This is a genomic window from Vreelandella aquamarina (genome assembly GCF_900110265.1).
In the GTDB taxonomy this organism is placed as follows: domain Bacteria; phylum Pseudomonadota; class Gammaproteobacteria; order Pseudomonadales; family Halomonadaceae; genus Vreelandella; species Vreelandella aquamarina.
The window spans coordinates 1-21954 of the sequence record NZ_FODB01000030.1; the positions used below are offsets into that span (position 1 = coordinate 1).

Genomic DNA, 21954 nt, shown 5'->3' on the forward strand with positions numbered 1-21954 from the left:
TTATCAGTTAGCGCGGAAAACCTCGTACTTTTAGTGCGAGGATGGATAGCGCGGCGTCCGCCAGGACGCCTTGTGTTTTGCATCCTTACAATATTTCGTCTAAAGTGTAAAGAATGAAAGCCGAACGCGCCTACCAATACCGCTTCTATCCCACGCCTGAGCAAGCAGCCTTGCTGGCGCGGACGTTTGGGTGCGTGCGGTTTGTCTGGAACGCGGTGCTGCGCTATCGCACCGACGCGTTTTATCAGCGTCAGGAAAAGATCGGCTATAACGATGCCAGCGCGTTCCTAACACAGTTAAAGAAGCAGCCGGACACCGCCTTTCTAGCCGAGGTTAGTTCGGTGCCACTGCAACAATGCTTGCGCCATCAACAAAGTGCGTTCAAGCATTTCTTTGCCAAGCGGGCGCGGTACCCCAGCTTTAAATCGAAGAAGCACCGGCAGTCAGCTACCTTTACCAGTTCGGCATTTTCGTACCGTGACGGGCAGATCACGCTCGCCAAGTGCCGTGAACCGCTAAACATCCGCTGGAGCCGCGACCTGCCTGCGGCACCGAGCACAGTGACGGTATCCAAGGATGCAGCAGGCCGTTACTTCATTAGCTGTTTGTGCAAGGTAGACACTGAGGCGCTGCCAATTACGTTCAAGATGGTCGGTATCGACCTGGGGATTAAAGACCTGTTCGTGACCAGTGACGGCCATCGGGTGAATAATCCCCGCCACACTGCCCGCTATGCCCGAAAGCTAGCGAAGGCGCAGCGGCGCCTCAGCCGTAAGCAAAAAGGCTCGAACAACCGAGCCAAGGCACGGTTAAAGGTCGCTCGCTGTCACGCCAAGATCGCTGACACGCGCCGTGACCACCTGCATAAACTCACCCGCCAGATCGTTAACGAGAACCAAGTGATTGCAGCGGAGAGTTTGCAGGTGAAGAATATGGTCAAAAACCGCCATCTCTCTAACGCCATCAGTGATGTTGGCTGGGGGGAGTTGGTCCGCCAGCTTGACTACAAGGCGGCCTGGGCGGGAAGGCAGTTTGTCCAGATTGATCGCTGGTACCCAAGCTCAAAACGCTGCCATAGCTGCGGCTTTGTGCTGGAATCACTACCGCTGAATGTTCGCACCTGGGACTGCCCAGATTGCGGTACTCAGGGCATCGACCGCGACGTGAATGCGGCCCGCAACATTCTGCAAGCAGGCACCGCGCTATTAGCCGGTGCAGATGGTTGAAAGATCATACCGAGGGGCACTCGGGAATGTACGCCTGTGGAGTTTGTGTAAGACCAGCAGTGCCAAGGCATTGAAGGCAACGAACATCGAAGCAGGAACCAGGAAGGTAACGACCTGGGAATCCCCTTCCTTTCCGCCGCAAGGCGGCAGCGCAAGCTGAGGGAGGGGAGGATGTCAAATCGAGCGTTTGCAGCGCCACGGTATCGAAGTAGTGGTGCCTACCGAACCACAGCGCGAGCGCGTGCACACGTGATCTACCAGGAGCTGTGCCTGGGCGTGGTGAAAGCAGAGGCCAAAGCCGACTACCTGGCGATCATCGAGGCGCTTGCCGAGCGCGGCGCGCAGGCGCGGCGCGCAGGGAGTGATTCTAGGCTGCACCGAAATTGGCCTGCTGGTTCAACAGGCCAACACTCCCATGCCGCTCTTCGATACGACCGAGATTCATGCTGAGCAGGCGGTGCAGTGGGCGCTGGGGCATGGTTTTGTATAAAGCCTGCTGCAGTAACGGCATTGCTTTCGGCTTTAGAATCTTGTTGAGTGAGTAAAAAAGGAATAATTTATACTCATGAACGAGTTCGAGTTTGACGTCAACAAAAGTCAGGCCAACCTGACAAAGCACGGTATTGATTTTGAAGCGGCACAAGCGCTGTGGAAGGATCCATATCTGCTAGAAATTCGCGCAAAATCCGAGGGCGAACCAAGGTTTTTACTAATCGGTATGATCAGTGAAAAACATTGGTCGGCAGTCGTCACCTACCGAGAAGAGCGTATTCGGCTGATTTCTGTTAGACGCTCCCGCAAGAAGGAGGTAGACATCTATGAAAGCTAAAGATTTCGATAAAAAATTCGATGAAAATCAAGATGATGTTCTCGATGATCTAGACTTTTCCACTGCTCGACGGGTGAATCAGGAGCAAAAGCGGATTAACGTAGATTTTCCTGCATGGGTAGTGGAGTCACTAGACCGTGAGGCTGCGAGAATGGGTGTTACCCGTCAGTCGATTATCAAGGTTTGGTTAGTGGAGCGTCTGCAAGCTGAAGCGGCTCATAAACCTCATGGCCATAACTCAGTAGGGGGACCTCACTAGCGCTGGCCTCTTGGAGGCCAGCGCTCCACCGCTTACTCCAAAAACGCCCGCAGCGTATCGCTGGCTTGCTCGATGGCCACCACGCCATCCAGGTGGCCTCGGTTGCCTTCCAGCGTTTCTAGCGTCACCTCAGTGCCGTCGGCTTCGATCAGCTCGGCGGTGCGGCGTACGCCCTCGGGGGCGAAGACCAAGTCGTTCTCGCTATACAGCATCAATGTGGGGGCTTCGATGGCGGCCAGCCCCGCTTCCAGCGAGTCGCCGTAGCCAGCCATGAAGGTCTGGTTGGCGCGCACCAGGTAGAGCAGGTGGTTGGCATCGGAAAGCGCTGCACGGGCGGCGGCGATGTCATCCAGGGTTTGTTCGATGGCATAGCGGGCGGTGATGTCCTGGGAAGGGTCGCGCGCGTCGTCGGCCCAGTCGCGGTTGAACGCTTCGTTGGCCCACTGCCAGTGGTTGGCATTGAGCGTCACCAGCTTCAGCGCCTCTTTGAGCCCGTCGGTGGGCGGTTCGCCATCAGCCCCATAGCGGCCTGCCGCATGGCTAGTGCCGGAGAAAAAGTGGGTAATCAGAATCGCGTTGTCGCGGGCTTCGTTAAGCTCGCCGTAGGCTTCCCAGCCTACCGTCACGTTGGGAATTGTCTAGCCGCCCTGAGTGGTAAAGCTCTCGTCTGCTTCTCGACCACGCCATCCCAGGCCCATAGAGGCGTGGCCAACAGCAGGCCAAGGCTGGTGAACGAGGCGACCGTCACTAGCGCGAATGGTTGCTTGCGTCGCATACGCTTTCCTTTTTTGAGGGGTTATTGTGATTGTTTTTAGGGCTGCTTATCGCAGCCACTCCCTCAGCATAGATAGCGTTAGAGGATTTTGAACGGATTGAGCCCATTGGCCTGCTGCATTAGTAGGAAGCAACGGTTAGTATTTCAATTCTTAAGAAGAACTAGGGGTTAATAATGCTTACCGCCGGAGACACTGTCATATGCAGCTTTGCGCCGCCCTAATGAAGCAGCTATTTGCTCGAGCCAAGCGTCAAAACAAGAGTGCTTCCCTAAACACTAAACACGGCGGTGAGCGTTCTGGCTGGTGGTCATTAGATCTTTCTGGGCAACTTGGGTATCCGCTAACGCTTGAGATTCAAGGCTGGTATGGCAGCCAGCCCTTTTCTTGGAAAAGCGTTAGCGACGGCGCTGTTGTTGCGGAAAGCCGCTTTCTCCAGTCGCCTGGTCTTCCTTTGGATATTTTATGCACTCAGAATAATACCCTTGAGCAGGGGATCCCTTCCGAGCTTGTAGCGTTGGGCGATCACGCCCCTTTTATGCGTTATGCTGTCTATCAAGCCTGTGCTTGCTTACCTCCTGCCAAACAATTAGCCGAAGACTCCCCGTTGCTGCTGGTTCTCACGCTTGATTGGGCACAGAGGTTAAATATTGAACAAGCTGAATTGGCAGTTTGGCTGTCCGACAAGCGTGCTAGGCTGTTGAAAATAATTGGCTTACCGGGTTCTGCTTCTCTTGCTAGGCTGTTACGCCGTATTCCATTAACGCCAATCGCAAGCTGGCAGTTGGACGCTTTGCGGAAATGCTTGCAACAACCTGACGCCCTGGGGCTATTGCGGCATCTCACCCATCCTAACCTTAACCATGTGTGGTTCCTGAACCGTTTCCCCGCTTCTTGGCCAAAGCTGCTGGAGATGATTGAGCAGAATGCATCGTTGCATACAATCGTCTGGCTACAGCGCATGGTGGAAGACATCCAGCGCCTCGCGCCTAACGGCACCCAGCTCTACCGTGTAAGCGATACCCAGGCGTTGCAGCAACTGCATGATGCTTTAGTGGAGCGTTTTAATGCCTTAAGCCGAGAGAAGCGTGCTGCTGCGCTGACTCTGAAGTATGGGGATTACCCTGAAGCGCCCATACCCAGCCATACCGATATCGTTGCGCTGGAGAGTTGGGATGCCCTGCTGGCTGAAGGCACCCAAATGCATCACTGTATAGGCAGTTATGCGGCACAAATCGCTGCCCGCCAAGTATTCGTTTACCACATGCAAGCGCCCGAGGTACTAACCGTTGCGCTTACCCCACAAGGCGGTAAATGGGGGCTGCAAGAAGCACGCGGTTATTGCAATGCGTTGCCTGGTGAAGCGGCATTAGCGGCAATACAGCGATGGTTATCGGTTGCCTATTAGGCTTGCTCTGTGGGAAGCATTGCTGCCTGAAAGGCGTGCTCATCCACCCATGCCGCCAAATCACCCAGCGCCTTCATGGCACCTGCCTTGGTGTATTCAGCGGGCCAGGCACTTAACGCTAACCAGCGGCCCCTATTTTCATACCAAGTATCGTTGTCACTGCCATCCCTGTACCACGTGCTGTCCGGCTGTTTGGAGGTAGGTACTGCCTTTAAAAATGCTCGTTCGAGATCTTTCAGACACGGGTCATGATTCTCCTGGCTCTCCACGTATGCGCGGAGCTCGAAACCGATGCTTTCATTACCTTCTGATTCCGATGAAGGGTAAAAAATCAGACATACTTGGGTGGCTCCACCATGTTGTTCGCTCCACGAGCGGGGGAAGAAGCGCCATACCCTTGTTTGGTGCCAGTTCTCCGGCTTTTTATTGGTGCTAATATTGCCGATATCTATCTGTAACGCAGCGGCAATATGGCTTTTCCCTTCCGCCCTCAGTTCCTGTTCGAACTGTTCCAGACGCGCCGATGCTTCGTATAAGTCATGAAAATGCTTTAACGAAAACTCTAGTTCCTCTTTCGTCATGATCTTCTCTTCCGTGGGGTGGGCGATAGAGGCGAGGTGCTGCAGCAACTCCTGATAAAAGACTTGCCATTTCGTCTGCTCAGCGGGCGCTACATCTTGCCCATACAGCGCATAAGCCGAGACTAATAGTTCCGAGTAGGATAGCGTCGGCCAGCCTGCCTTTTTAGCGGGAGCCCAAACGCTTTCTTTAGTGTCATCCGGGCATAAAACGCATCGATAAGCTTTAACCGCATAGCTGTTCAGCAAGCTGTCGTAGGCATCAAACGGATTATGCTCCGCCGAAGCCCATACTTTATGCTCGATACCCACGACGAAGTCGTTTCCCGACACCACTAAATCTAAACGCTTCGTCGATGCGCTTTCGGCGCTCCAACTCCCTGCTTCTCGTTCGGTGGTAACGGCTTCCCAGTCGACTTGCTGTAGATGTTCACCATCGAAGTGGCCTTTACGCACGAGTGCATGCAGCAGCGCTTTGGCTAACCAGCGGGGCGCACCGGGGTAGCCGCCCATGAAGAAGGCCATTAAGTCCGATAAGCGGTTTTCATGCTGGCCAGGGCCTGCAACGGAGAACAAGTTGGGGGTAGGGGGCTCCGGCTTGGGCAGGAGTGCCAACTTCTCGAAAAACCGTTCTAACGCTGCCAAATTAGCTGATTCTGAAGACATCAAGTACCCCTAAAACATTCTGAACGGATTCAACCCATTGGCCTGCTGCATCATCATGCGTTTGGCAAACGGCACTCGCTCGGCGAGGTGCAGGCTGAGATCACCCAGTTGGCGGAGCGGCTTGGCCCCGGTGAAGAGGTGGTGGAAGCTGTCGGTGGCGGCAATCATCGCTTGGTTGGCGAGGCGGCGCTGGCACTCGAAGCGGTGCAGGCTGATGTGGTCGCCGGGGTCGCGGCCTTTGATGATCAGCTCGGCCAGGGTGTCGGCGTCGTGCAGGCCGATGTTCAACCCTTGCCCGGCCAGCGGGTGCACCACGTGGGCGGCGTCGCCGATCAGCGCGAGGCGTTTGCCGATGTAGCGCTTGGCGTGCTGGCGCTTGATGGGGAAGCTGGCCCGCGCCACAATACGGGTGAGCTTGCCCAGGCGTTGGGGGAAGGTGGTTTCAATGGCGTGCTGGAGCGCGTTGTCGGAGAGCTGTTCGCGGGCTTTGGTGGCTTCGTTGCTGTCGTACCACACCAGCGAGGCGCGCTGGCCGGGCAGCGGCAGCATGGCAATCGGCCCTTTGGGGGTAAAACACTGCCAGCTAACATCCTGCTGGGGCAGCTCGGTCTCGACGTTAATGATCATCGCCCGCTGGTGGTAGTCGTGGCTGGTCACGCCAATGCCCGCTAGCTCGCGTAGCGTAGAGCGCGCGCCGTCGGCCCCCACAATCAGCCGGGCACTTAGGGTTTTGCCGTTATCCAGCTCTAGCATGCGGGCGGTGGTGGCTGCCATGGTGCTGAGCGGGGCGCACTGGGTATAGCAGGTCACGCTGGGCAGTTCTTCCAAGCGTTGCCACAGGGCGTACTGCAAAGCGCGGTTTTCGATAAAAATACCGAAGTCGTTCATGCCGCTCTCTTCGGCGGAGAACACGGAGTGGCCGGTGCCATCCTGATTCGCCACGTCGATATGCCGGAACGGGCAGCAGCGCTCGCCGGGCAGTATCGCGCCGCTGGCTTTCACAAACGCCAGCGACCGGGCGTTGAGCGATGAAATACGCAGGTCGTAGTCGCCGCTGGCGGGTTTGGGGGCGCTGCCGCGCTCGACGAGCCCCACGGAAATGCCCGCTTGGCCGAGCCTTGCCGCCAGGGCCGCGCCCACCATGCCGCCACCGACAATAATAATCTCGTGATCCCACTGCATGAGAGGCTCCTTACTCCGCTATCGAGGGCACATTGCATGTGCTTATATTGTCATACAGTATCGTTGACTTGTCGCAGTATTGCCTAGGGTGATCCATTGACGCAGGCCGTGGAAAGTACAGAAAAACGCGAGAGCAGCCAGGTGGCCGGGGAAGCGCTGGCCGCGTTCATCAAACGCCACCCCAAACTCTGGGTGATTACCGGGGCGGGGGTGAGTACCGACAGCGGGATTCCCGATTACCGCGATGCCGATGGCCAGTGGAAGCGCCCGCCGCCGGTGCAGCATGGTGATTTTATGAGCTCCTTCGCCGTACGCCAGCGCTACTGGGCGCGAGCGCTGGTGGGCTTCAAAGCCATGCGCGAAGCCCAGGTGAGCGGGGCGCATCGGGCGTTGGCGAAGCTCGAGGCCATGGGCCATGTGGAGCTTCTCGTCACGCAAAACGTTGACCGTTTGCACCAGCGGGCAGGCTCAAAAAAGGTGATTGATCTGCACGGCAGGGCCGATGTGGTGGCCTGTATGGCCTGTGGCTATCAAATGATGCGCCACGCCATGCACAGTGAAATGGCGCGTATGAACCCAGCCTTTGCCGCGCTGGATGCCCGCCACGCGCCGGATGGCGATGCGGATCTGGAAACCGACTTTTCCACCTTTAACGTATTGGATTGCCCGCGCTGCAAGGGCATTCTCAAACCGCAGGTGGTCTATTACGGCGATGTGGTGCCCCCTGCGCGGCGGTTGGCGGCCCAGGCGGCGCTGCAGCAAGCCGACGCGGTGCTGGCAGTGGGCACGTCGTTGATGGTCTATTCCGGCTACCGCTTCTGCCGGGATGCCCACGCCATGGGCCTGCCCGTGGCATCGCTCTCGCTGGGCGTGACCCGTGCCGATGGGTTCTTGACCCACCAGTGGCGCGCGCCGCTAACGCCGGTGCTGGAATATGCGGTTGGGCGTCTGAAAAAGGGCTAACGTGTTTTGGATACCGGCGGGTTACTATCGAAGCGAGCAATTTCATATTGGTTAAGAGGCTCTCTGCGACAGGCTATCGCCAATTACTTGAGTAAACTGCTAGGGTATTCCTAGACGATAAACTGAAAAACGGAGTTGCCCGTGCTGACCTTTGAACACCAGTTTGCCACGCTGCCAGAGCCTTTATGGGTGGCTTGCCAGCCTACGCCCGTGGCGCAGCCCAGCCTGATCGCGTTTAACGATGACCTGGCCGCGCAGCTAGGCATGCAAACCCGGCCCGACGACGCCACGCTGGCCCAATGGTTCAGCGGTAACCGGCTACCGCCAGGGGCCGAGCCTAGAGCGCTGGGCTATGCCGGGCATCAGTTCGGTAATTTCGTGCCTCAGTTGGGCGATGGCCGAGCGCTGCTGCTGGGGGAGGTGGTGGATCAGCAGGGCCAGCGGCAGGACGTGCAGCTCAAGGGCAGTGGCCGCACGCCGTTTTCACGGGGCGGGGATGGGCGCTCGCCGCTTGGCCCAGTGCTGCGGGAATATCTGGTGAGCGAGTTCATGGCCGCCGTGGGCGTGCCCACCACTCGGGCGCTGGCGGCCGTGACCACGGGGGAGCGCGTGGTACGCCAGATGGCCGAGCCGGGGGCCATCCTGACCCGTGTGGCTCGCAGCCATATCCGCGTGGGCACCTTCCAGTTTGCTGCCGTGCGTCGCGATGAAGCGGTGCTGAAAGCGCTGGCCGACCATGTGATTGCTCGCCACTACCCAGAAACGGCCAATGCTGACGATCCGTACCTTGCCCTGCTGGAAGCCGTTACCGCCCGCCAGGCGGCACTGGTGGCACGCTGGATGAGCCTGGGCTTTATTCATGGTGTGATGAACACCGACAACTGTAGCATTGCTGGCGACACCATCGATTACGGCCCCTGCGCCTTCATGGAGCAGTTCGACCCGCAGAAGGTGTATAGCTCCATTGACCAGGGCGGGCGCTACGCCTTTGACAACCAGCCGGGCATTGCCCAGTGGAATCTGGCCCGTTTTGCCGAAACCCTACTGCCGCTGATGCGCGCAGAGGGCGATGCCGTGGTAGAGCAAGCCACCGAGGTGCTGCGCGGCTTTACCTCCCGCTTTAGCGCCGAGCAGCGCCGCCTGCACGCTAATAAGCTAGGCCTCGCTCCAGAAAGCGATCGCGCCGCGCCGCTCATGGAAGCGCTGGAAATCCAGATGCATCAGGGCCGCATGGATATGACCGCCACCTTTGATGCGCTGACGCGCTATGCGCAAGCGCTGAGAAAGAACTCGTCAGCCCATTCCCAAAAAGAGGCGCTGCTAGCGCTGACCACTCAGCCCGATGGCCTTGCTGCTTGGCTGGCCGAGTGGGAAAACGCCCGGCAAGCCAGCCAGCAGAGTGAACGCCAGGAGGCCATGCGCCGCGCCAACCCTGTGGTGACTCCCCGCAACCACCGCATTCAAGAGGTCATCGATGCGGCGGTAGAAGGCGATTTCGCGCCTTTCCACACGCTGCTCGCGGCGGTCACGCAGCCCTTTGATGAATCCGCAGAAGCGCGCCGCTTGGCTGCTCCGGCCACGGAAAGCGAACAGGTGTTGCGCACCTTTTGTGGTACGTGAATGCTGCACACCCTGTGATAAACTGTGCTTTTTTACAGTTAATGGCGGAGGCAAGGTCGGCCTGTGCGCAAAATTATCCACTGCGACTGTGACTGCTTCTATGCGGCGGTCGAGATGCGCGACAACCCTGCGTTAACCGATATCCCTATTGCCATTGGCGGCAGTGTGGAGCAGCGCGGGGTGGTGGCCACCTGTAACTATCCTGCCCGCGCGTTTGGCATCCACTCCGCCATGCCCATGGCTCAGGCGCTCAAACGCTGTCCTCACCTCACGGTGATTCGTGGCGACATGGCGAAGTACAAGGCCGTGGCACGCCAGGTGTTTGCCATCTATCGCGATGTCACCGAACTGATCGAGCCGCTCTCGCTGGACGAAGCCTTTCTGGACGTCTCGGAGGTCACGCTTCACCACGGCAGCGCCACCCGTATGGCCGAAGCCATTCGCCATCGGGTGAAGCAGGAAGTGGGCATTACCGTCTCGGCGGGGGTGGCACCCAACAAGTTTCTCGCCAAGATCGCCAGCGACTGGCGCAAGCCCGATGGGCTGTTTGTCATCACGCCAGACGATATCGACGCCTTCGTGCAGCAGCTGCCGGTGAAAAAGATTCATGGGGTGGGGCCGCGCACCGCTGAAAAGCTGGCCGAACTGGGGATTCAAACGGGGGCGGATCTGCGCGCCCGGCCGCTGACCGAGCTGGTGGAGCGCTTTGGTCGCTTTGGGCATCGCCTGCATGAACTCAGCCACGGGCGCGATGAGCGCCCGGTTAAAACTCACCGCGAACGCAAGTCGATCAGCACCGAGCAAACCTACTCTCAAGATTTACCCACCTTGGAAGCCTGCCGTCGTCAGCTCCCCGAGCTGATTGGCGATTTAGAGCGCCGCTACGCCCGCCTAGACCCGGCACCCGCCGTGCGCGGAGTAATGGTGAAGATCAAATTCAACGACTTCACCCAAACCACCGTCGAACACGCCGACCCCGCACCCAACTTGGAACAGTTCGAAACCTTGCTGAACGTGGGATGGGCAAGGGGCGAGCGCCCCGTGCGCCTGCTGGGGGTGGGCTACCGCTTGGCGGAAGAGACCGCTGCCCAGCAGCTCTCGCTGTTTTAATTAGCCTGTTAACACTTGGGTGGATTGACGGGTTTCAGTGCTCGCGTTAAAACAGACGTATGATAGATAGCGCTTCTTCCCGTTAGCCTAACTGCGAGCCTGCCATGCCTGCCGATGCCACCCAACGCCCCCGCTTAGTGTTTGCCCATGCCAACGGCTTTCCCGGCTTGAGTTACCGCAGCCTGTTAGACCCGCTGGCGGAATCGTTCGATGTTCACCCGCTGGACCGCTTGGGCCACCACCCGGATTACCCGGTGAATCACAACTGGGGCAACTTGGTGGAGGAGCTGCTTAGCTACCTCCCCGATACTGACGAGCCGTTGCTGGGCGTGGGGCATTCGCTGGGCGGCACGCTGATGGCCATGGCTGCGGATAAGCAGCCGGAGCGTTTTCGCGGTGTGATCATGCTCGACCCGCCGCTGATGCTGGGGCCAGACGCCTGGGCCATGAAAGCGGCCAAGCGTTTTGGGTTCATGGACCGTATCACCCCCGCGGGTAAAACCAAGGGGCGGCGCACGGTGTGGCCCAGCCGTGAGGCCATGGCGACCTCGCTGCGGCGGCGGGGGCTGTTTCGTCGCTTTACCCCCGAGGCACTCAACGACTACATTGAAGCAGGCACGCGGCTTTTAGATGACGGCAGCGCCGAGCTGACCTTCGACCCGCGCATCGAGCTGGAGATTTTCCGCCACCTGCCAGATCACCTCTCTAACCTGCCGCAGCGCGTAGGCGTACCCATTCAACTGGTGGCGGGGCAGCAGTCGCACTTGATGACGCCTACACGGCTCAAGCGCATCGCTCGTCGCGGGCTGCCGGTGAGTATGGTGCCTGGCACACACATGTTCCCGATGGAGCATCCGGAAGAGACACGCACGGCGATATTGGCCGCGTGGCAGCAGTTTCAAACAGCGTAGCCTTAGAGGTGATGCAGCCATAGAAGCGATTAAGGAGACGATATGTACCTTTCCGTACAGCTGAGCTACTACCCGCTGGCCGATGATTTCAAGCCAGTCGTCAAAGAGGTGGTCAAACGTTTAGAGGCCACCGGGCTGGAAGTTCACCCCAACCGAATGAGCACCCAGGTATTTGGCGAGTTCGATGAGGTGATGGCGGCACTCGGCGAGGTGATGAAGTGGTCGTTCGAGACCCACGGAAAAGCCGTGTTTACCGCCAATTTCCTGGAAGGCGACCGGCGGCCTCGGTAAATAACGCCATCGCGTGCGTGATGTTCTTCATAGCGCTAAAAAAGGCTCAATAACGTGCCCAGCGTTTCCATCCCCCGTTCGCTGCGCTGGGTCCAGGGGTGGCCATAGCTTAAGCGAATGCAGTGGCGAAACTGTTGGGTCGCGGAGAAAATGGGGCCTGGCGCGAGGCTAACGCCATGGTCGAGCGCTGTGCGAAATAGCTGCAGCGAATCCACGTGTTCGGGAAACTCCACCCAAAGGAAATAACCGCCCACAGGTCGGGTGATGCGCGTATGCGCTGGGAAGTAGCGATCTGCCGCCGCCAGCATACTGGTTTGTTGGGCTTCTAAGGCATGGCGAAGCTTGCGCAAATGGCGGTCGTAGCCACCGTGTTGTAAATAGTCAGCAATGGCGGCCTGGGCGGGGATAGAGGGGGAAATGGTGGTCATTAGTTTTAGCCGCGAGATCTCTTGGGCATAACGGCCGCCCGCTACCCAGCCCACCCGATAGCCGGGTGCCAAGCACTTCGAGAAAGAGCTGCAGTGAATCACTAAGCCCTCATCATCAAAGGCCTTAACGGGGGCGGGCGGCGTGCTGCCAAAATAGAGCTCGGCATACACGTCATCCTCTAGCATGGGCACTTGGTGCTGCTTTAATAACTGGTAAAGCACCTGTTTGCGCTCGTTGCTTAGGCTGGCGCCGATGGGGTTCTGGGCGGCCCTGAGCAAGATTTACCCGGAGACCGACCATCAGCGCTGCTGGGTTCACAAGACGGCTAACGTGCTGAACAAGCTGCCAAAGTCAGTACAGCCCAAGGTCAAGGCCGACCTCCATGAGATCTGGATGGCCGAGACCCGCTTTGATGCGCACAAGGCCTTCGATCGCACGCTGAAACGCTTCGAGGCCAAGTACCCCAAGGCGATGGCGTGCCTGGCCAAGGATCGGGAGGAACTGCTGGCGTTCTACGACTACCCGGCAGAGCACTGGGTGCATATCCGCACCACCAACCCGATTGAGTCGACCTTCGCCACGGTCCGCCTGCGGAGCAAGCGCAGCCGGAACTGCGGCTCCAGAGCGACGACCCTGGCGATGGTCTTCAAGCTGCTCCAGAGCGCCGAGAAGCGCTGGAAGCGCATCAAGGGGTTCAGCAAGCTGGAACTGGTCGTGAACAACGTCCGGTTCCAGGATGGAGAGCAAGTAACCGATCAGTCAGACAGGACTGCCGCCTGACCGCCATCCACCAGATTTGAGTGCGCCAGGCAAAGCCTGGACATCCGGGAAACCGAGAAGGTGGAAAGGATGTCGTGAAACCCAGTGGGTGAAAGTCCCACCCGGCCAAGGCTAGCCACCAGCCGGCAGCGAGTGTTGCGTGGTGTCGGGTAACCGCCGCTGCGAAGCGTACACAGCGAGTAGGTAGGCCGTGTGATAGAGCCCCGAAATTGTGGTAGTGGCAGTCGCCGACAGTTTTCAAATGCTGGAAGGCAACACGACCCTGCCGTATGGCTTGGCAGGGAAGGGCCGCCGGGGTCGAAGAGCAGGGCATGTCCATACAGGGGTTTCCCAGGAACCTGGGAGGCCCGTCCTTCTCCTCTGAACGACAAAGGTACAGGCATGGGGCTGCCTGCGGCGAAAGCTCCCGGTCCGGTGCTGTCGTGCCTGACGGTACCGGAAGCAAACAACAGGCACTCAGGGGGTACGGCCAGGCGACCATAAGGAGCCAGCCGGATGGAAGGGCGGGAGTCGGAGTCGCTCATAGTACCGAAGAAGGCGGGGAACCTACTCGACGGGACCCGCTGGAGGGAAGGGGCGGCCAATCATCAGAACTGCACGAGGGCAACATGACAGGTGCACAGGAACCTGAGGTCATGTCCACGAAACAAGTGCGGATAGCAGCGCTGGCAGAGCGCTTCCCGCAGCGTGCCTTCACGTCACTGGCGCATCATATCGACGCCCAGTGGCTGAGGACGGCCTACCTGATGACGCGCCGTGACGGCGCCGTCGGGATCGACGGCCAGACGGCGGACGACTTCGCGCGCGACTTCGAGGCTAACGTCCAGCGTCTGCTGGAAGCGGCCAAGAGCGGTCGCTACCGGGCGCCGCCGGTGCGGCGCGTCAATATTCCCAAGGGAGACGGGCGCTCCACACGGCCGATTGGCATTCCTACCTTCGAAGACAAGGTCCTGCAACGTGCCGTGGTGGCCCTGCTGGAGCCGCTCTATGAGCATGATTTTCACGAGTGCTCGTATGGTTTCCGGCCGGGGCGCTCGGCGCATCAGGCCATCGGAACGGTGAGGAATGGCCTGATGTCGATGGGCGGAGGCTGGGTCATTGATCTGGACATCAAAGCCTTCTTCGACACGATCGACCACCAGCACCTGCGTGCGTTTCTGCAGCAACGAGTGAAGGACGGCGTGATCCTCCGCCTGATCGGCAAGTGGCTCAAGGCCGGGGTATTGGACGCCGGGCAATGGCAGAAGGGCGAGATAGGCAGCCCACAAGGGGGTGTGATTTCCCCCTTGCTGGCGAATGTCTACCTCCACTACGTGCTGGATGAGTGGTTTGAGCAAGACGTCAAACCACGCCTGCGCGGACGAGCATTCTCGGTGCGCTTCGCCGATGATGCCGTGCTCGCCTTCAGCAACGAAGCTGATGCCCGCAAGGTGCTGGAGGTACTGGCCAAGCGCTTTGCGCGCTTCGGCCTTACCCTGCACCCGACCAAGACTCGGCTGGTACGGTTTCGGCCACATCGCGAGCTACGGGCCGAGACCTTCGACTTCCTGGGCTTTACCTATTACTGGGGGAAGTCCCTGCGTGGACGCTGGATCATCAAGCAGAAAACGGCCAAGGACCGGTTCAAGCGAGGCCTGAAGCGAATTTCGCTGTGGTGCCGAGCCAACCGCCACCTGCCCCTGCGTGATCAGCACCGCCAACTCTGTCGAAAGGTTATGGGGCACTATGCGTACTACGGGATAACCCACAACATCGAGTCTCTGCAACGCTTCCAATACAGGGTTCAGACAACCTGGATCAAGTGGCTCAGGAGGCGATCACAGAGAGGATGGTTCCCGTGGGAGAAGGCAAGGCAACTGTTGCTGACACTCCCGTTACCGCGAGCGAGAATCGTGCACCGAGCGTCCTTCGTGTGAACCTGACGGTTGAGGAGCCGAGTGCGTCAATCGCGCACGCTCGGATCTGTGGGGGGCCGGAACGAGCAATCGTCCGGTCTACCCGACCTATAACTCCATCCACGTCTGGGCATATCTATGTGCGAGAGATACAGGGCTTTTTTCAGCGCATAAGGCGTTATTCCAACTGGCTGCTGATAGCGCTCTATGTGGGCTTGCCATGGCTTCAGTGGGGCGACCGCCCCATGGTGTGGTTTGATCTCTCTGCACAAGAGTTTCACCTTTTTGCAGCGACGTTTTACCCTCAAGACTTTATCTTGCTGACTTGGATACTGGTGCTGTGTGCGTTTGGATTATTCTTGATCACGGTCGTGGCGGGGCGAGTGTGGTGCGGCTATAGCTGCCCGCAGAGCGTCTGGACGTTTCTGTTTATTTGGTTTGAGCACCGCCTGGAAGGACCAAGGCACCGTCGGATACGCCGCGATAATGCACCTGGCACGCTGGGGTCGTTATGGCGAAAGGGCGCCAAACATACCGCTTGGCTACTGATTGCGTTGGTAACGGGTGTCACCTTCGTGGGATATTTTACGCCGGTGGGTGGGCTCGTAAGGGATCTATTCAGCCTAGAGGCGCACCCTTGGGCGCTTTTTTGGATCGGTTTTTTTACTCTGTTTACCTACCTGAACGCTGGCTGGTTGCGCCATCAGGTGTGTCTGCACATGTGCCCCTATGCACGCTTTCAGTCGGCCATGTTTGATAGCCATACGCTGATTGTTTCTTACGATTCCGCCCGTGGTGAGCCCCGCCGTGGTCATCGCAAAGAGGTCGCGGAAGCGGCTGCTGGGGACTGTATTGATTGCGAACTGTGCGTTCAGGTGTGCCCCACGGGGATCGATATTCGTGATGGCCTGCAGTATGAGTGTATTGGCTGCGCGGCGTGTATCGATGCCTGCGATAGCGTGATGGCGCGTATCGATAAGCCACTGGGCCTGATTCGCTACACCACCGAGCGCGCGCTAGAGGGCAAACCTACGCGGTTTTGGCGACCTCAGCTGTTGGCTTATATGGCGGCACTGTTTTCTATGGTGGTTTTGTTGATCGGTTTCTTGAACGCCCGGGTGCCTATGGATGTAGAGGTCGCCCGAGATCGTCAGGCGCTGTTTGAAAGCACGGCCGAGGGGCGCATTATCAACTACTACACCGTGACGCTGCGCAATCAAGATTCGAAGGAGCACCAGTACGCGTTGTCCGCCACCGGCTTGCCCGGCCTGCGTTTACAAGGGGCTGACACATTCGTCTTGGCCGCTAATGAAACGAGGCAGTTACGCGTGGCGCTTAATGCTGACGCGTCAGCGTTGACCCAGCCGAGCCACCCGGTGGTGCTGCACATCGCTGCGTTAGATGAGCCTTCGATCTCCTCTAACATCGAAACGCGGCTTTTGGGATCGACCCGTCAGTAAGAGGGAGGCTAAGTAGGTGTGAGAATAAGTGGGTGTGAGAATAAGTAGGTGTGAGGATAAGTAAGAATGAGGATAGATAAATGATAACCGTGCTGATTTTCTTGATGATATTCGTGGGCGTAACAGCCGCTTGGTACCAGATTTACCAAATGCACTTTAATATCAATACGCCTAACGGTGCGAAGCTTTCGGGTAATAAAAGTAGGCAACTGGATACGCTCACAGCTGCTCAGGAAACGTCGTTGGATGAGGCCGGTGCGTCACGCTTTGAAGAGGCAGCAACGCGCATCTTTGGGCGTGGATTTAACATAGACGCCCTTCGCATTGCGTTCTCTCAGGAGGGGCGAGAGGCCTATGGGCTGCCGCTTCTGCGCTGTCAGAGAAAACTCACTCGTCCTTCGTCGCATCAGGCAGGAGAGGGCGGTGTTCGCGTGCGTCATCTGCGGTTGTTCAAGACGCGCTTGCCGTCTATCAACGTCAGGAATGCGTTCATCCTGGCGGTGATCGCAAACTGTGGGTTGGTTCAGCTACTGGCGGCGATGAGTGTGTATACCATTCACTACTCAGTAGACGTGTCGGTTTTAGCGTGGGTTAACCAGCCGGTGATGATTCTAGCGGCCATTTGGGGCGTGGTGCTCCTGAATGCTCTGATATTTAGATGGGATGCTTACACGCATGATCTTTATCAGATCAGGCAGTTGAACCAGCAGGCGCCCCTGTTCAACTGACAAAATATGATGTGTAAAAACGACAACGCCGCCCCATGGGGCGGCGTTGTGGGTGGTGCAGAGCGTTTAGATCAGCGATTCCAGGCAGGACTCGATGATGTCCAGGCCTTCGTTCAGCACGTCGTCTTCGATGGTGACGGGCATCAGGAAGCGGATGGTGTTGCCGTACATGCCGCAGGAGAGCAGGATCAGACCCTCTTCACGGGCTTTTTTGCACAGCGCCGCCGCCAGCTCCGGGTTCGGGGTGCGGTCGGTTTTGTTGTTGACCAGCTCAAATGCTGCCATGGCGCCCATGTTCCGCACGTGGTCGATGCAATCGAACTTGCCTTGCCACTCGTTGAAGCGCGCCGCCAGTTTGTCGCCCAGCGCCTGGCTCTTCTCAAGGATATTTTCCTCTTCGAAGACTTCCATCACCGCCAGCGCGGCTGCGCAGGCGGTGGGGCTACCGGTGTAGGTGCCGCCCAGGGAGTTCGGGCCAGAGGCGTCCATCACTTTGTCGGTGCCCACGATGGCCGAGATCGGCATGCCGTCGGCCATACTCTTGGCCATGGTCATCATGTCCGGCTCGACGCCGCTGTGCTCGATGGCGAACATCTTGCCGGTGCGGCCAAAGCCTGACTGCACTTCGTCGATGATCATCAGCATGCCGTGCTCATCACAAATTTCGCGAATCTTCTTCAGGAAGCTGGTCGGGGCGGGGTAGAAGCCGCCTTCACCCAGCACCGGCTCAAGAATGATCGCGGCAGTGTCTTTAGGGTTGGCGTCGGTTTTCAGCGTCATCTTCAGGCCGCGAATCGCTTCGTCTTCGCTGACGCCGTGGTAGGGCACCGGGTAGGGCGCGCGGAATACGGTGCCGGGCATCGGGCCGAAATCGGTCTGGTAGGGCGCGACCTTGCCGTTCATGGCCATGGTGTAGAAGGTACGGCCATGGTAGCCGCCATCGAAACAGATCACGTTGGAGCGACCGGTAGCGGCGCGGGCGATCTTCACCGCGTTTTCCAGCGCTTCGGCACCAGAGTTGGCCAGCATCACCTTGGCGTGACCACGTACAGGGACGATGTGGCTCAACTTCTCGGCGACTTTAACGTAGCCCTCGTAGGGCATAACCGTTTGGCAGGTGTGCATCACCTTATCCAACTGGGCTTTCACAGCGGCCACGACTTTGGGGTGACGATGCCCCACGTTCAAGACGCCGATACCGCCCGCGAAGTCGATGAAGCGGTTGCCGTCGGCGTCCCAGATCTCAGCGTTTTCGGCGCGGTCCGCAAAGGCGGTGGCGGGGCTTGCAGCGCCCGCCGCGACGTATTTCTGCTTTAGTTCGTTAAGCTCGGCATTGCTCATGACTCAGCTCCTTAAAGGATAGGGTGTAGCTCTAGCATAGTGCGCAATAGCGTTGATCACACTGATGACGATGCGATGACAATCCGGTTGCGCCCGGCTTGTTTGGCCTGATACATCGCTTTATCGGCGCGATCAAGCATTCGAGTACTCGACGTTTCAATGTAACACGCGATGCTTGCTGAAAGCGTCACGGTTAGCTGATGCTGAGTGTAGGGCGTTTTGAGAAGCGGGGCGGTAGGCTCGTTTGCCGCCAATAGCGTCTGATTAAATAATGCCCGCTTGGCGAAGCACTAGGCGCTGTTCATCGGTGATGCCGATGGCATTCAGCACGCTGTCGGTGTGCTCGCCAAGCGTAGGGGGCGCGGTGGTGGCACTGATGGATTCGCCGTTGATGCGGATCGGGTTGGCTACAAGGTTGACCTCACCTGCTTGGGTATGGGGCAACGTTTGTTTCAATCCGCGTGCTTTGACATGGGGGTCGTCGAACACGCGATCCAGGGTATTGATCGGCCCGCAGGGCACGCCCACGGCCTCGAAGGCCGAAAGCCAAGTATCGGTAGGTTGTGCGCCAAGTGCCAATTCCAGAAGCGGTATCAAGGTGTCGCGATGCTGAACACGGCTGCCGTTGGTGGCAAAGCGCTCGTCTTGAGCGAGCTGCGGCTGGTCGATTACCTGGCAGAAGCGTCTGAACTGCTCGTCATTACCGACCGCCACGATCATATGTCCATCGGCCGTGGCAAAGGCTTGGTAGGGCACGATATTAGGATGGGCGTTGCCTAACCGCTGAGGCACCTGACCGGAGGTCAGATAGTTCAACGCCTGATTGGCCAACACGCCCACCTGCACATCCATGAGTGCCAGATCGATATGGCAGCCTTCGCCACTGTCGCGGCGTTGGTAGAGGGCCGCCAGCACCGCGTTGGCCGCATACAAGCCGGTAAAAATATCGGTAATGGCGACCCCCACCTTGACCGGGCCGCCCCCTGATTCACTGTCCGGTTTACCGGTCAGGCTCATGAGGCCGCCCATGGCTTGGATCATGAAGTCGTAGCCCGCCCGGCGGGCGTAAGGGCTTTCCTGGCCAAAGCCGGTGATGGAGCAGTAGACCAAGCCGGGATTGAGCGCTTTCAGGCTCGCGTAGTCCAGGCCATACTTTTTCAGCCCGCCGACCTTGAAGTTTTCCAGCACCACATCCGATTGGGCCGCCAACTGCTTGATCAGCGCTTGGCCTTCGGGCTTGGCCATATCTACCGTCACCGAACGCTTACCGCGATTGGCGCACAGGTAATAGGCCGATTCCGCGCTGCCGGAGAGCCAGGGCGGCCCCCAGTGGCGGGTATCATCGCCGCTTTGGGGGCGCTCGATTTTGATCACCTCGGCACCCATGTCGGCCAGCATCTGCCCGCACCAGGGGCCTGCCAGTACCCGAGAGATATCGAGGACTTTAATGCCTGCCAGGGGCTTTGCAGCTGTGCTCATTGGGTGCCTCGTTGTTAGTGATCGATTCGTTGGTATGCGTTAGTCGGTATGGGTTAGAAGAAGGACTGAATGCCGGTTTGCGCGCGGCCCAGGATCAGGGCGTGCACATCGTGGGTACCTTCGTAGGTATTCACGGACTCCAGGTTCACCATGTGACGAATGACGCCATACTCGTCAGACACGCCGTTACCGCCGTGCATGTCGCGGGAAACGCGGGCGATGTCCAGCGCTTTGCCACAGTTGTTGCGTTTGATTAGCGAGATCATTTCCGGCGCCCAGTTGCCGCTGTCCATCAGGCGGCCCACCTGCAGGGCGGCTTGCAGGCCCAGCGTGATTTCGGTCTGCATGTCGGCCAGCTTCTTCTGGATCAGCTGGTTGGCGGCCAGCGGGCGGCCAAACTGCTTGCGGTCCAGGGTGTACTGACGGGCAGCGTGCCAACAGAACTCAGCGGTGCCCATCACGCCCCAGGCGATGCCGTAGCGTGCCTTGTTCAAACAGCCGAAAGGACCTTTCAGACCGCTAACGTTGGGCAGCAGGTTCTCTTCAGGCACGAAGGCGTTGTCGAGGACGATTTCGCCGGTGATCGATGCACGCAGAGAGACCTTGCCTTCGATTTTCGGGGTGGAGAAGCCTTCGGTGCCGCGCTCGACGATGAAGCCTTTGATCTGGTTATCGTGGGCGGCGGACTTGGCCCAGACCACCGCGATATCGGCAATCGGACTGTTGGTGATCCACATCTTCGCCCCGGTCAGGCGGTAGCCACCATCGACTTTTTCCGCACGGGTGATCATGGAGCCCGGGTCGGAGCCATGGTCGGGTTCGGTCAGGCCGAAGCAGCCCACCATCTCGCCACTGGCCAGCTTGGGCAGGTATTTGTGTTTCTGCTCTTCGGAGCCATACGCTTCGATGGGGTGCATCACCAGCGATGACTGCACGCTCATGGCCGAGCGGTAGCCGGAATCGACACGCTCCACTTCACGGGCGATAAGGCCATAAGCCACGTGGTTGACGCCCGCGCCGCCGTATTCCGGGGAAACGGTGGCGCCCAACAGGCCCAGCTCGCCCATCTCGGACATGATGTCACGATCGAAATGCTCTTCGCGGAAAGCGCTCAGCACACGTGGCTGCAGGTTTTCCTGGCAGTAGTCGCGAGCGGCGTCACGAATCTGGCGCTCTTCATCGGTGAGCTGGTGTTCGAGAAGCAGCGGGTCGTCCCAGTTGAAGCGTGTCATGGCGTTGAACTCCGAAAGATGATCTTGTTGAGCTTAATGTATCGCCGTTATTTAAAAATATCTACATTTTTTTAAAACGCAGAATTTAATCGCCCGGCATTCAATCGATGCCGCGGGCTTGCAGTACCCGTGTAATGATAGGCACCGGGGTCATCAGGTGGTCGCGCATCAGATCGGCCGCCTGCTCGGTGTTGCGGGCGAGAATGACGTCGACCAGCGCCGCGTGTTCCTGGCGCTTGATGTCCAGCGCCTGGGGCGACATGACGGTCTCTTGCAGCCACAGGTGGCGATAGCGCTCTACCTGATCGAACAGGGTGTTGCGCATCTGCAGCAGGTGGGGGGAGTTGCAGCCGCTGGCAATGGCGGTATGGAACGCCTTGTGGCGTAAATCCCAGCCGTCCAGCAGTTCGTCGGGGGAGCTGACGTCGGTGACTTTGGCCAGGCGGTGTGCCGTGGCCAGCACGTTGGCTTCCCAGTCGTCGTCGCCACGTTCGATGGCGAGGCGCAAAATCAGCCCTTCCAACTGAGCGCGAGCGTCGTAGATATCGTTCAGTTCGGCCAGCGACATGGCCGCCACCCGGTAGCCCCGTTGGCTGATGGCCACGACGAGTCGGTCGGCGACCAGCTGTGACAGCGCTTCACGCAGGGGGCCGGTGCTCACGCCGTAATACTCTTTCAAACGGCTCATCAAGAGCTTCTCTTCGGGGGCATAGCGGCCACGAATGATGTCTTGCTTGAGCGCGTGGTAAGCGCTAATCGCCAGGTTCTGGCGCGGTGCATCGTGTTCCATGGGG

General features: G+C 58.6%; 21 protein-coding genes and 3 pseudogenes. 14 read left to right on the top strand and 10 right to left on the bottom strand.

Annotated elements, in window-relative coordinates:
* Nucleotides 1–113: 113 nt before the first annotated feature.
* From BMY49_RS09675 to brnA, 4 genes and pseudogenes are all read left to right on the top strand, one after another.
* Entirely contained in the window at nt 114–1226 is a 1113-nt protein-coding gene (locus BMY49_RS09675) for an RNA-guided endonuclease InsQ/TnpB family protein (protein ID WP_074211430.1), read from the top strand.
* Between the two features lie 310 nt (nt 1227–1536).
* Nucleotides 1537–1716 (top strand): annotated as a pseudogene (locus tag BMY49_RS18010) (aspartate/glutamate racemase family protein); the annotation flags it as partial.
* 75 nt (nt 1717–1791) lie between these two features.
* Nucleotides 1792–2055 carry a BrnT family toxin gene (locus tag BMY49_RS09685; RefSeq protein ID WP_058578261.1) on the top strand — a complete coding sequence of 88 codons (264 nt, stop codon included), beginning with the start codon at nt 1792–1794 and terminating at the stop codon, nt 2053–2055.
* Entirely contained in the window at nt 2045–2314 is a 270-nt protein-coding gene (gene brnA / locus BMY49_RS09690) for a type II toxin-antitoxin system BrnA family antitoxin (RefSeq protein WP_044628897.1), read from the top strand. The genes BMY49_RS09685 and brnA overlap by 11 nt, the downstream gene beginning before the upstream one ends.
* Before the next feature lie 32 nt (nt 2315–2346).
* Here brnA and BMY49_RS09695 read toward each other — a convergent pair whose 3' ends face one another.
* Nucleotides 2347–2940: an alpha/beta hydrolase family protein gene (locus tag BMY49_RS09695; RefSeq protein WP_228219729.1), complete on the bottom strand. Its 594-nt coding sequence runs from the start codon at nt 2938–2940 to the stop codon at nt 2347–2349.
* Complete coding sequence (locus tag BMY49_RS17820) at nt 2937–3089, bottom strand: hypothetical protein (protein WP_240312626.1); 153 nt, start codon at nt 3087–3089, stop codon at nt 2937–2939. The genes BMY49_RS09695 and BMY49_RS17820 overlap by 4 nt, the downstream gene beginning before the upstream one ends.
* A gap of 803 nt (nt 3090–3892) precedes the next feature.
* Between BMY49_RS17820 and BMY49_RS17420 the strand changes: the two genes are divergently transcribed.
* Nucleotides 3893–4495, top strand: a complete 603-nt coding sequence (locus BMY49_RS17420) for a PcfJ domain-containing protein (RefSeq protein WP_167359361.1) — start codon at nt 3893–3895, stop codon at nt 4493–4495.
* Here BMY49_RS17420 and BMY49_RS09705 read toward each other — a convergent pair.
* A complete protein-coding gene (locus BMY49_RS09705) occupies nt 4492–5739 on the bottom strand; it encodes a PDDEXK-like family protein (RefSeq protein WP_089675470.1) in 1248 nt (415 codons plus the stop codon). The genes BMY49_RS17420 and BMY49_RS09705 overlap by 4 nt on opposite strands.
* A gap of 9 nt (nt 5740–5748) precedes the next feature.
* A complete protein-coding gene (locus BMY49_RS09710; protein WP_062372280.1) occupies nt 5749–6921 on the bottom strand; it encodes a UbiH/UbiF/VisC/COQ6 family ubiquinone biosynthesis hydroxylase in 1173 nt (390 codons plus the stop codon).
* A gap of 96 nt (nt 6922–7017) precedes the next feature.
* Here BMY49_RS09710 and BMY49_RS09715 point away from each other — a divergent pair, with 96 nt between their 5' ends.
* The 5 genes from BMY49_RS09715 (at nt 7018) to BMY49_RS09735 (ending at nt 11816) form a co-directional block, all read left to right on the top strand.
* Entirely contained in the window at nt 7018–7884 is an 867-nt protein-coding gene (locus BMY49_RS09715) for an NAD-dependent protein deacetylase (protein ID WP_062363443.1), read from the top strand.
* Nucleotides 7885–8025: 141 nt separating this feature from the next.
* Nucleotides 8026–9504 (top strand): protein adenylyltransferase SelO, encoded by a 1479-nt coding sequence (locus BMY49_RS09720; protein WP_089675471.1) that lies wholly within the window; start codon nt 8026–8028, stop codon nt 9502–9504.
* Nucleotides 9505–9567: 63 nt separating this feature from the next.
* Nucleotides 9568–10614, top strand: a complete 1047-nt coding sequence (gene dinB, locus BMY49_RS09725; protein WP_054641417.1) for a DNA polymerase IV — start codon at nt 9568–9570, stop codon at nt 10612–10614.
* Nucleotides 10615–10718: 104 nt separating this feature from the next.
* Nucleotides 10719–11525 carry an alpha/beta fold hydrolase gene (locus tag BMY49_RS09730; RefSeq protein ID WP_054645194.1) on the top strand — a complete coding sequence of 269 codons (807 nt, stop codon included), beginning with the start codon at nt 10719–10721 and terminating at the stop codon, nt 11523–11525.
* A 42-nt stretch (nt 11526–11567) separates the two neighbouring features.
* Nucleotides 11568–11816: a YkoF family thiamine/hydroxymethylpyrimidine-binding protein gene (locus BMY49_RS09735; protein WP_016914871.1), complete on the top strand. Its 249-nt coding sequence runs from the start codon at nt 11568–11570 to the stop codon at nt 11814–11816.
* Between the two features lie 35 nt (nt 11817–11851).
* Here the strand turns inward: BMY49_RS09735 and BMY49_RS09740 are convergent.
* Nucleotides 11852–12508: pseudogene (locus tag BMY49_RS09740) on the bottom strand (aminotransferase-like domain-containing protein); the annotation flags it as partial.
* Between BMY49_RS09740 and BMY49_RS09745 the strand changes: the two are divergent.
* The 4 genes and pseudogenes from BMY49_RS09745 to BMY49_RS09760 all read left to right on the top strand — a co-directional run.
* Nucleotides 12498–13025 (top strand): annotated as a pseudogene (locus tag BMY49_RS09745) (transposase); the annotation flags it as partial. The pseudogenes BMY49_RS09740 and BMY49_RS09745 sit on opposite strands and share 11 nt — an antisense overlap.
* A 635-nt stretch (nt 13026–13660) precedes the next feature.
* On the top strand, nt 13661–14941 hold the full coding sequence (ltrA, locus tag BMY49_RS09750) for a group II intron reverse transcriptase/maturase (RefSeq protein WP_023006382.1): 1281 nt from the start codon (nt 13661–13663) through the stop codon (nt 14939–14941).
* Nucleotides 14942–15009: 68 nt separating this feature from the next.
* The gene (gene ccoG / locus BMY49_RS09755) at nt 15010–16380 is read left to right on the top strand and encodes a cytochrome c oxidase accessory protein CcoG (RefSeq protein WP_244154944.1); all 1371 of its coding nucleotides are present in this window, start codon (nt 15010–15012) and stop codon (nt 16378–16380) included.
* A gap of 80 nt (nt 16381–16460) precedes the next feature.
* On the top strand, nt 16461–17108 hold the full coding sequence (locus tag BMY49_RS09760) for a hypothetical protein (RefSeq protein ID WP_054641416.1): 648 nt from the start codon (nt 16461–16463) through the stop codon (nt 17106–17108).
* Between the two features lie 66 nt (nt 17109–17174).
* On the opposite strand, the gene gabT is transcribed toward BMY49_RS09760, so the two are convergent.
* From gabT to csiR, 5 genes are all read right to left on the bottom strand, one after another.
* Nucleotides 17175–18449, bottom strand: a complete 1275-nt coding sequence (gabT, locus tag BMY49_RS09765) for a 4-aminobutyrate--2-oxoglutarate transaminase (RefSeq protein ID WP_044628888.1) — start codon at nt 18447–18449, stop codon at nt 17175–17177.
* A gap of 56 nt (nt 18450–18505) precedes the next feature.
* A complete protein-coding gene (locus BMY49_RS09770; RefSeq protein ID WP_276325980.1) occupies nt 18506–18703 on the bottom strand; it encodes a GGDEF domain-containing protein in 198 nt (65 codons plus the stop codon).
* Between the two features lie 10 nt (nt 18704–18713).
* On the bottom strand, nt 18714–19928 hold the full coding sequence (locus tag BMY49_RS09775; RefSeq protein WP_089675473.1) for a CaiB/BaiF CoA transferase family protein: 1215 nt from the start codon (nt 19926–19928) through the stop codon (nt 18714–18716).
* Between the two features lie 53 nt (nt 19929–19981).
* The gene (locus tag BMY49_RS09780; protein WP_089675474.1) at nt 19982–21160 is read right to left on the bottom strand and encodes an acyl-CoA dehydrogenase; all 1179 of its coding nucleotides are present in this window, start codon (nt 21158–21160) and stop codon (nt 19982–19984) included.
* A gap of 100 nt (nt 21161–21260) precedes the next feature.
* Nucleotides 21261–21950 carry a DNA-binding transcriptional regulator CsiR gene (gene csiR, locus BMY49_RS09785; RefSeq protein WP_016914862.1) on the bottom strand — a complete coding sequence of 230 codons (690 nt, stop codon included), beginning with the start codon at nt 21948–21950 and terminating at the stop codon, nt 21261–21263.
* Nucleotides 21951–21954 lie beyond the last annotated feature (4 nt).

What these genes read in the sequence shown, in the direction of transcription:
- ltrA (WP_023006382.1), top strand. Translation starts at nt 13,661, where the DNA reads ATGTCCACGAAACAAGTGCGGATAGCAGCGCTGGCAGAGCGCTTCCCG.
- BMY49_RS09735 (WP_016914871.1), top strand. Translation starts at nt 11,568, where the DNA reads ATGTACCTTTCCGTACAGCTGAGCTACTACCCGCTGGCCGATGATTTC.
- BMY49_RS09775 (WP_089675473.1), bottom strand. Translation starts at nt 19,928, where the DNA reads ATGAGCACAGCTGCAAAGCCCCTGGCAGGCATTAAAGTCCTCGATATC.
- BMY49_RS09780 (WP_089675474.1), bottom strand. Translation starts at nt 21,160, where the DNA reads ATGACACGCTTCAACTGGGACGACCCGCTGCTTCTCGAACACCAGCTC.
- gabT (WP_044628888.1), bottom strand. Translation starts at nt 18,449, where the DNA reads ATGAGCAATGCCGAGCTTAACGAACTAAAGCAGAAATACGTCGCGGCG.
- BMY49_RS17820 (WP_240312626.1), bottom strand. Translation starts at nt 3,089, where the DNA reads ATGCGACGCAAGCAACCATTCGCGCTAGTGACGGTCGCCTCGTTCACC.
- BMY49_RS09710 (WP_062372280.1), bottom strand. Translation starts at nt 6,921, where the DNA reads ATGCAGTGGGATCACGAGATTATTATTGTCGGTGGCGGCATGGTGGGC.
- BMY49_RS09675 (WP_074211430.1), top strand. Translation starts at nt 114, where the DNA reads ATGAAAGCCGAACGCGCCTACCAATACCGCTTCTATCCCACGCCTGAG.
- BMY49_RS09760 (WP_054641416.1), top strand. Translation starts at nt 16,461, where the DNA reads ATGATAACCGTGCTGATTTTCTTGATGATATTCGTGGGCGTAACAGCC.
- BMY49_RS09685 (WP_058578261.1), top strand. Translation starts at nt 1,792, where the DNA reads ATGAACGAGTTCGAGTTTGACGTCAACAAAAGTCAGGCCAACCTGACA.
- BMY49_RS09730 (WP_054645194.1), top strand. Translation starts at nt 10,719, where the DNA reads ATGCCTGCCGATGCCACCCAACGCCCCCGCTTAGTGTTTGCCCATGCC.
- brnA (WP_044628897.1), top strand. Translation starts at nt 2,045, where the DNA reads ATGAAAGCTAAAGATTTCGATAAAAAATTCGATGAAAATCAAGATGAT.
- BMY49_RS09705 (WP_089675470.1), bottom strand. Translation starts at nt 5,739, where the DNA reads ATGTCTTCAGAATCAGCTAATTTGGCAGCGTTAGAACGGTTTTTCGAG.
- csiR (WP_016914862.1), bottom strand. Translation starts at nt 21,950, where the DNA reads ATGGAACACGATGCACCGCGCCAGAACCTGGCGATTAGCGCTTACCAC.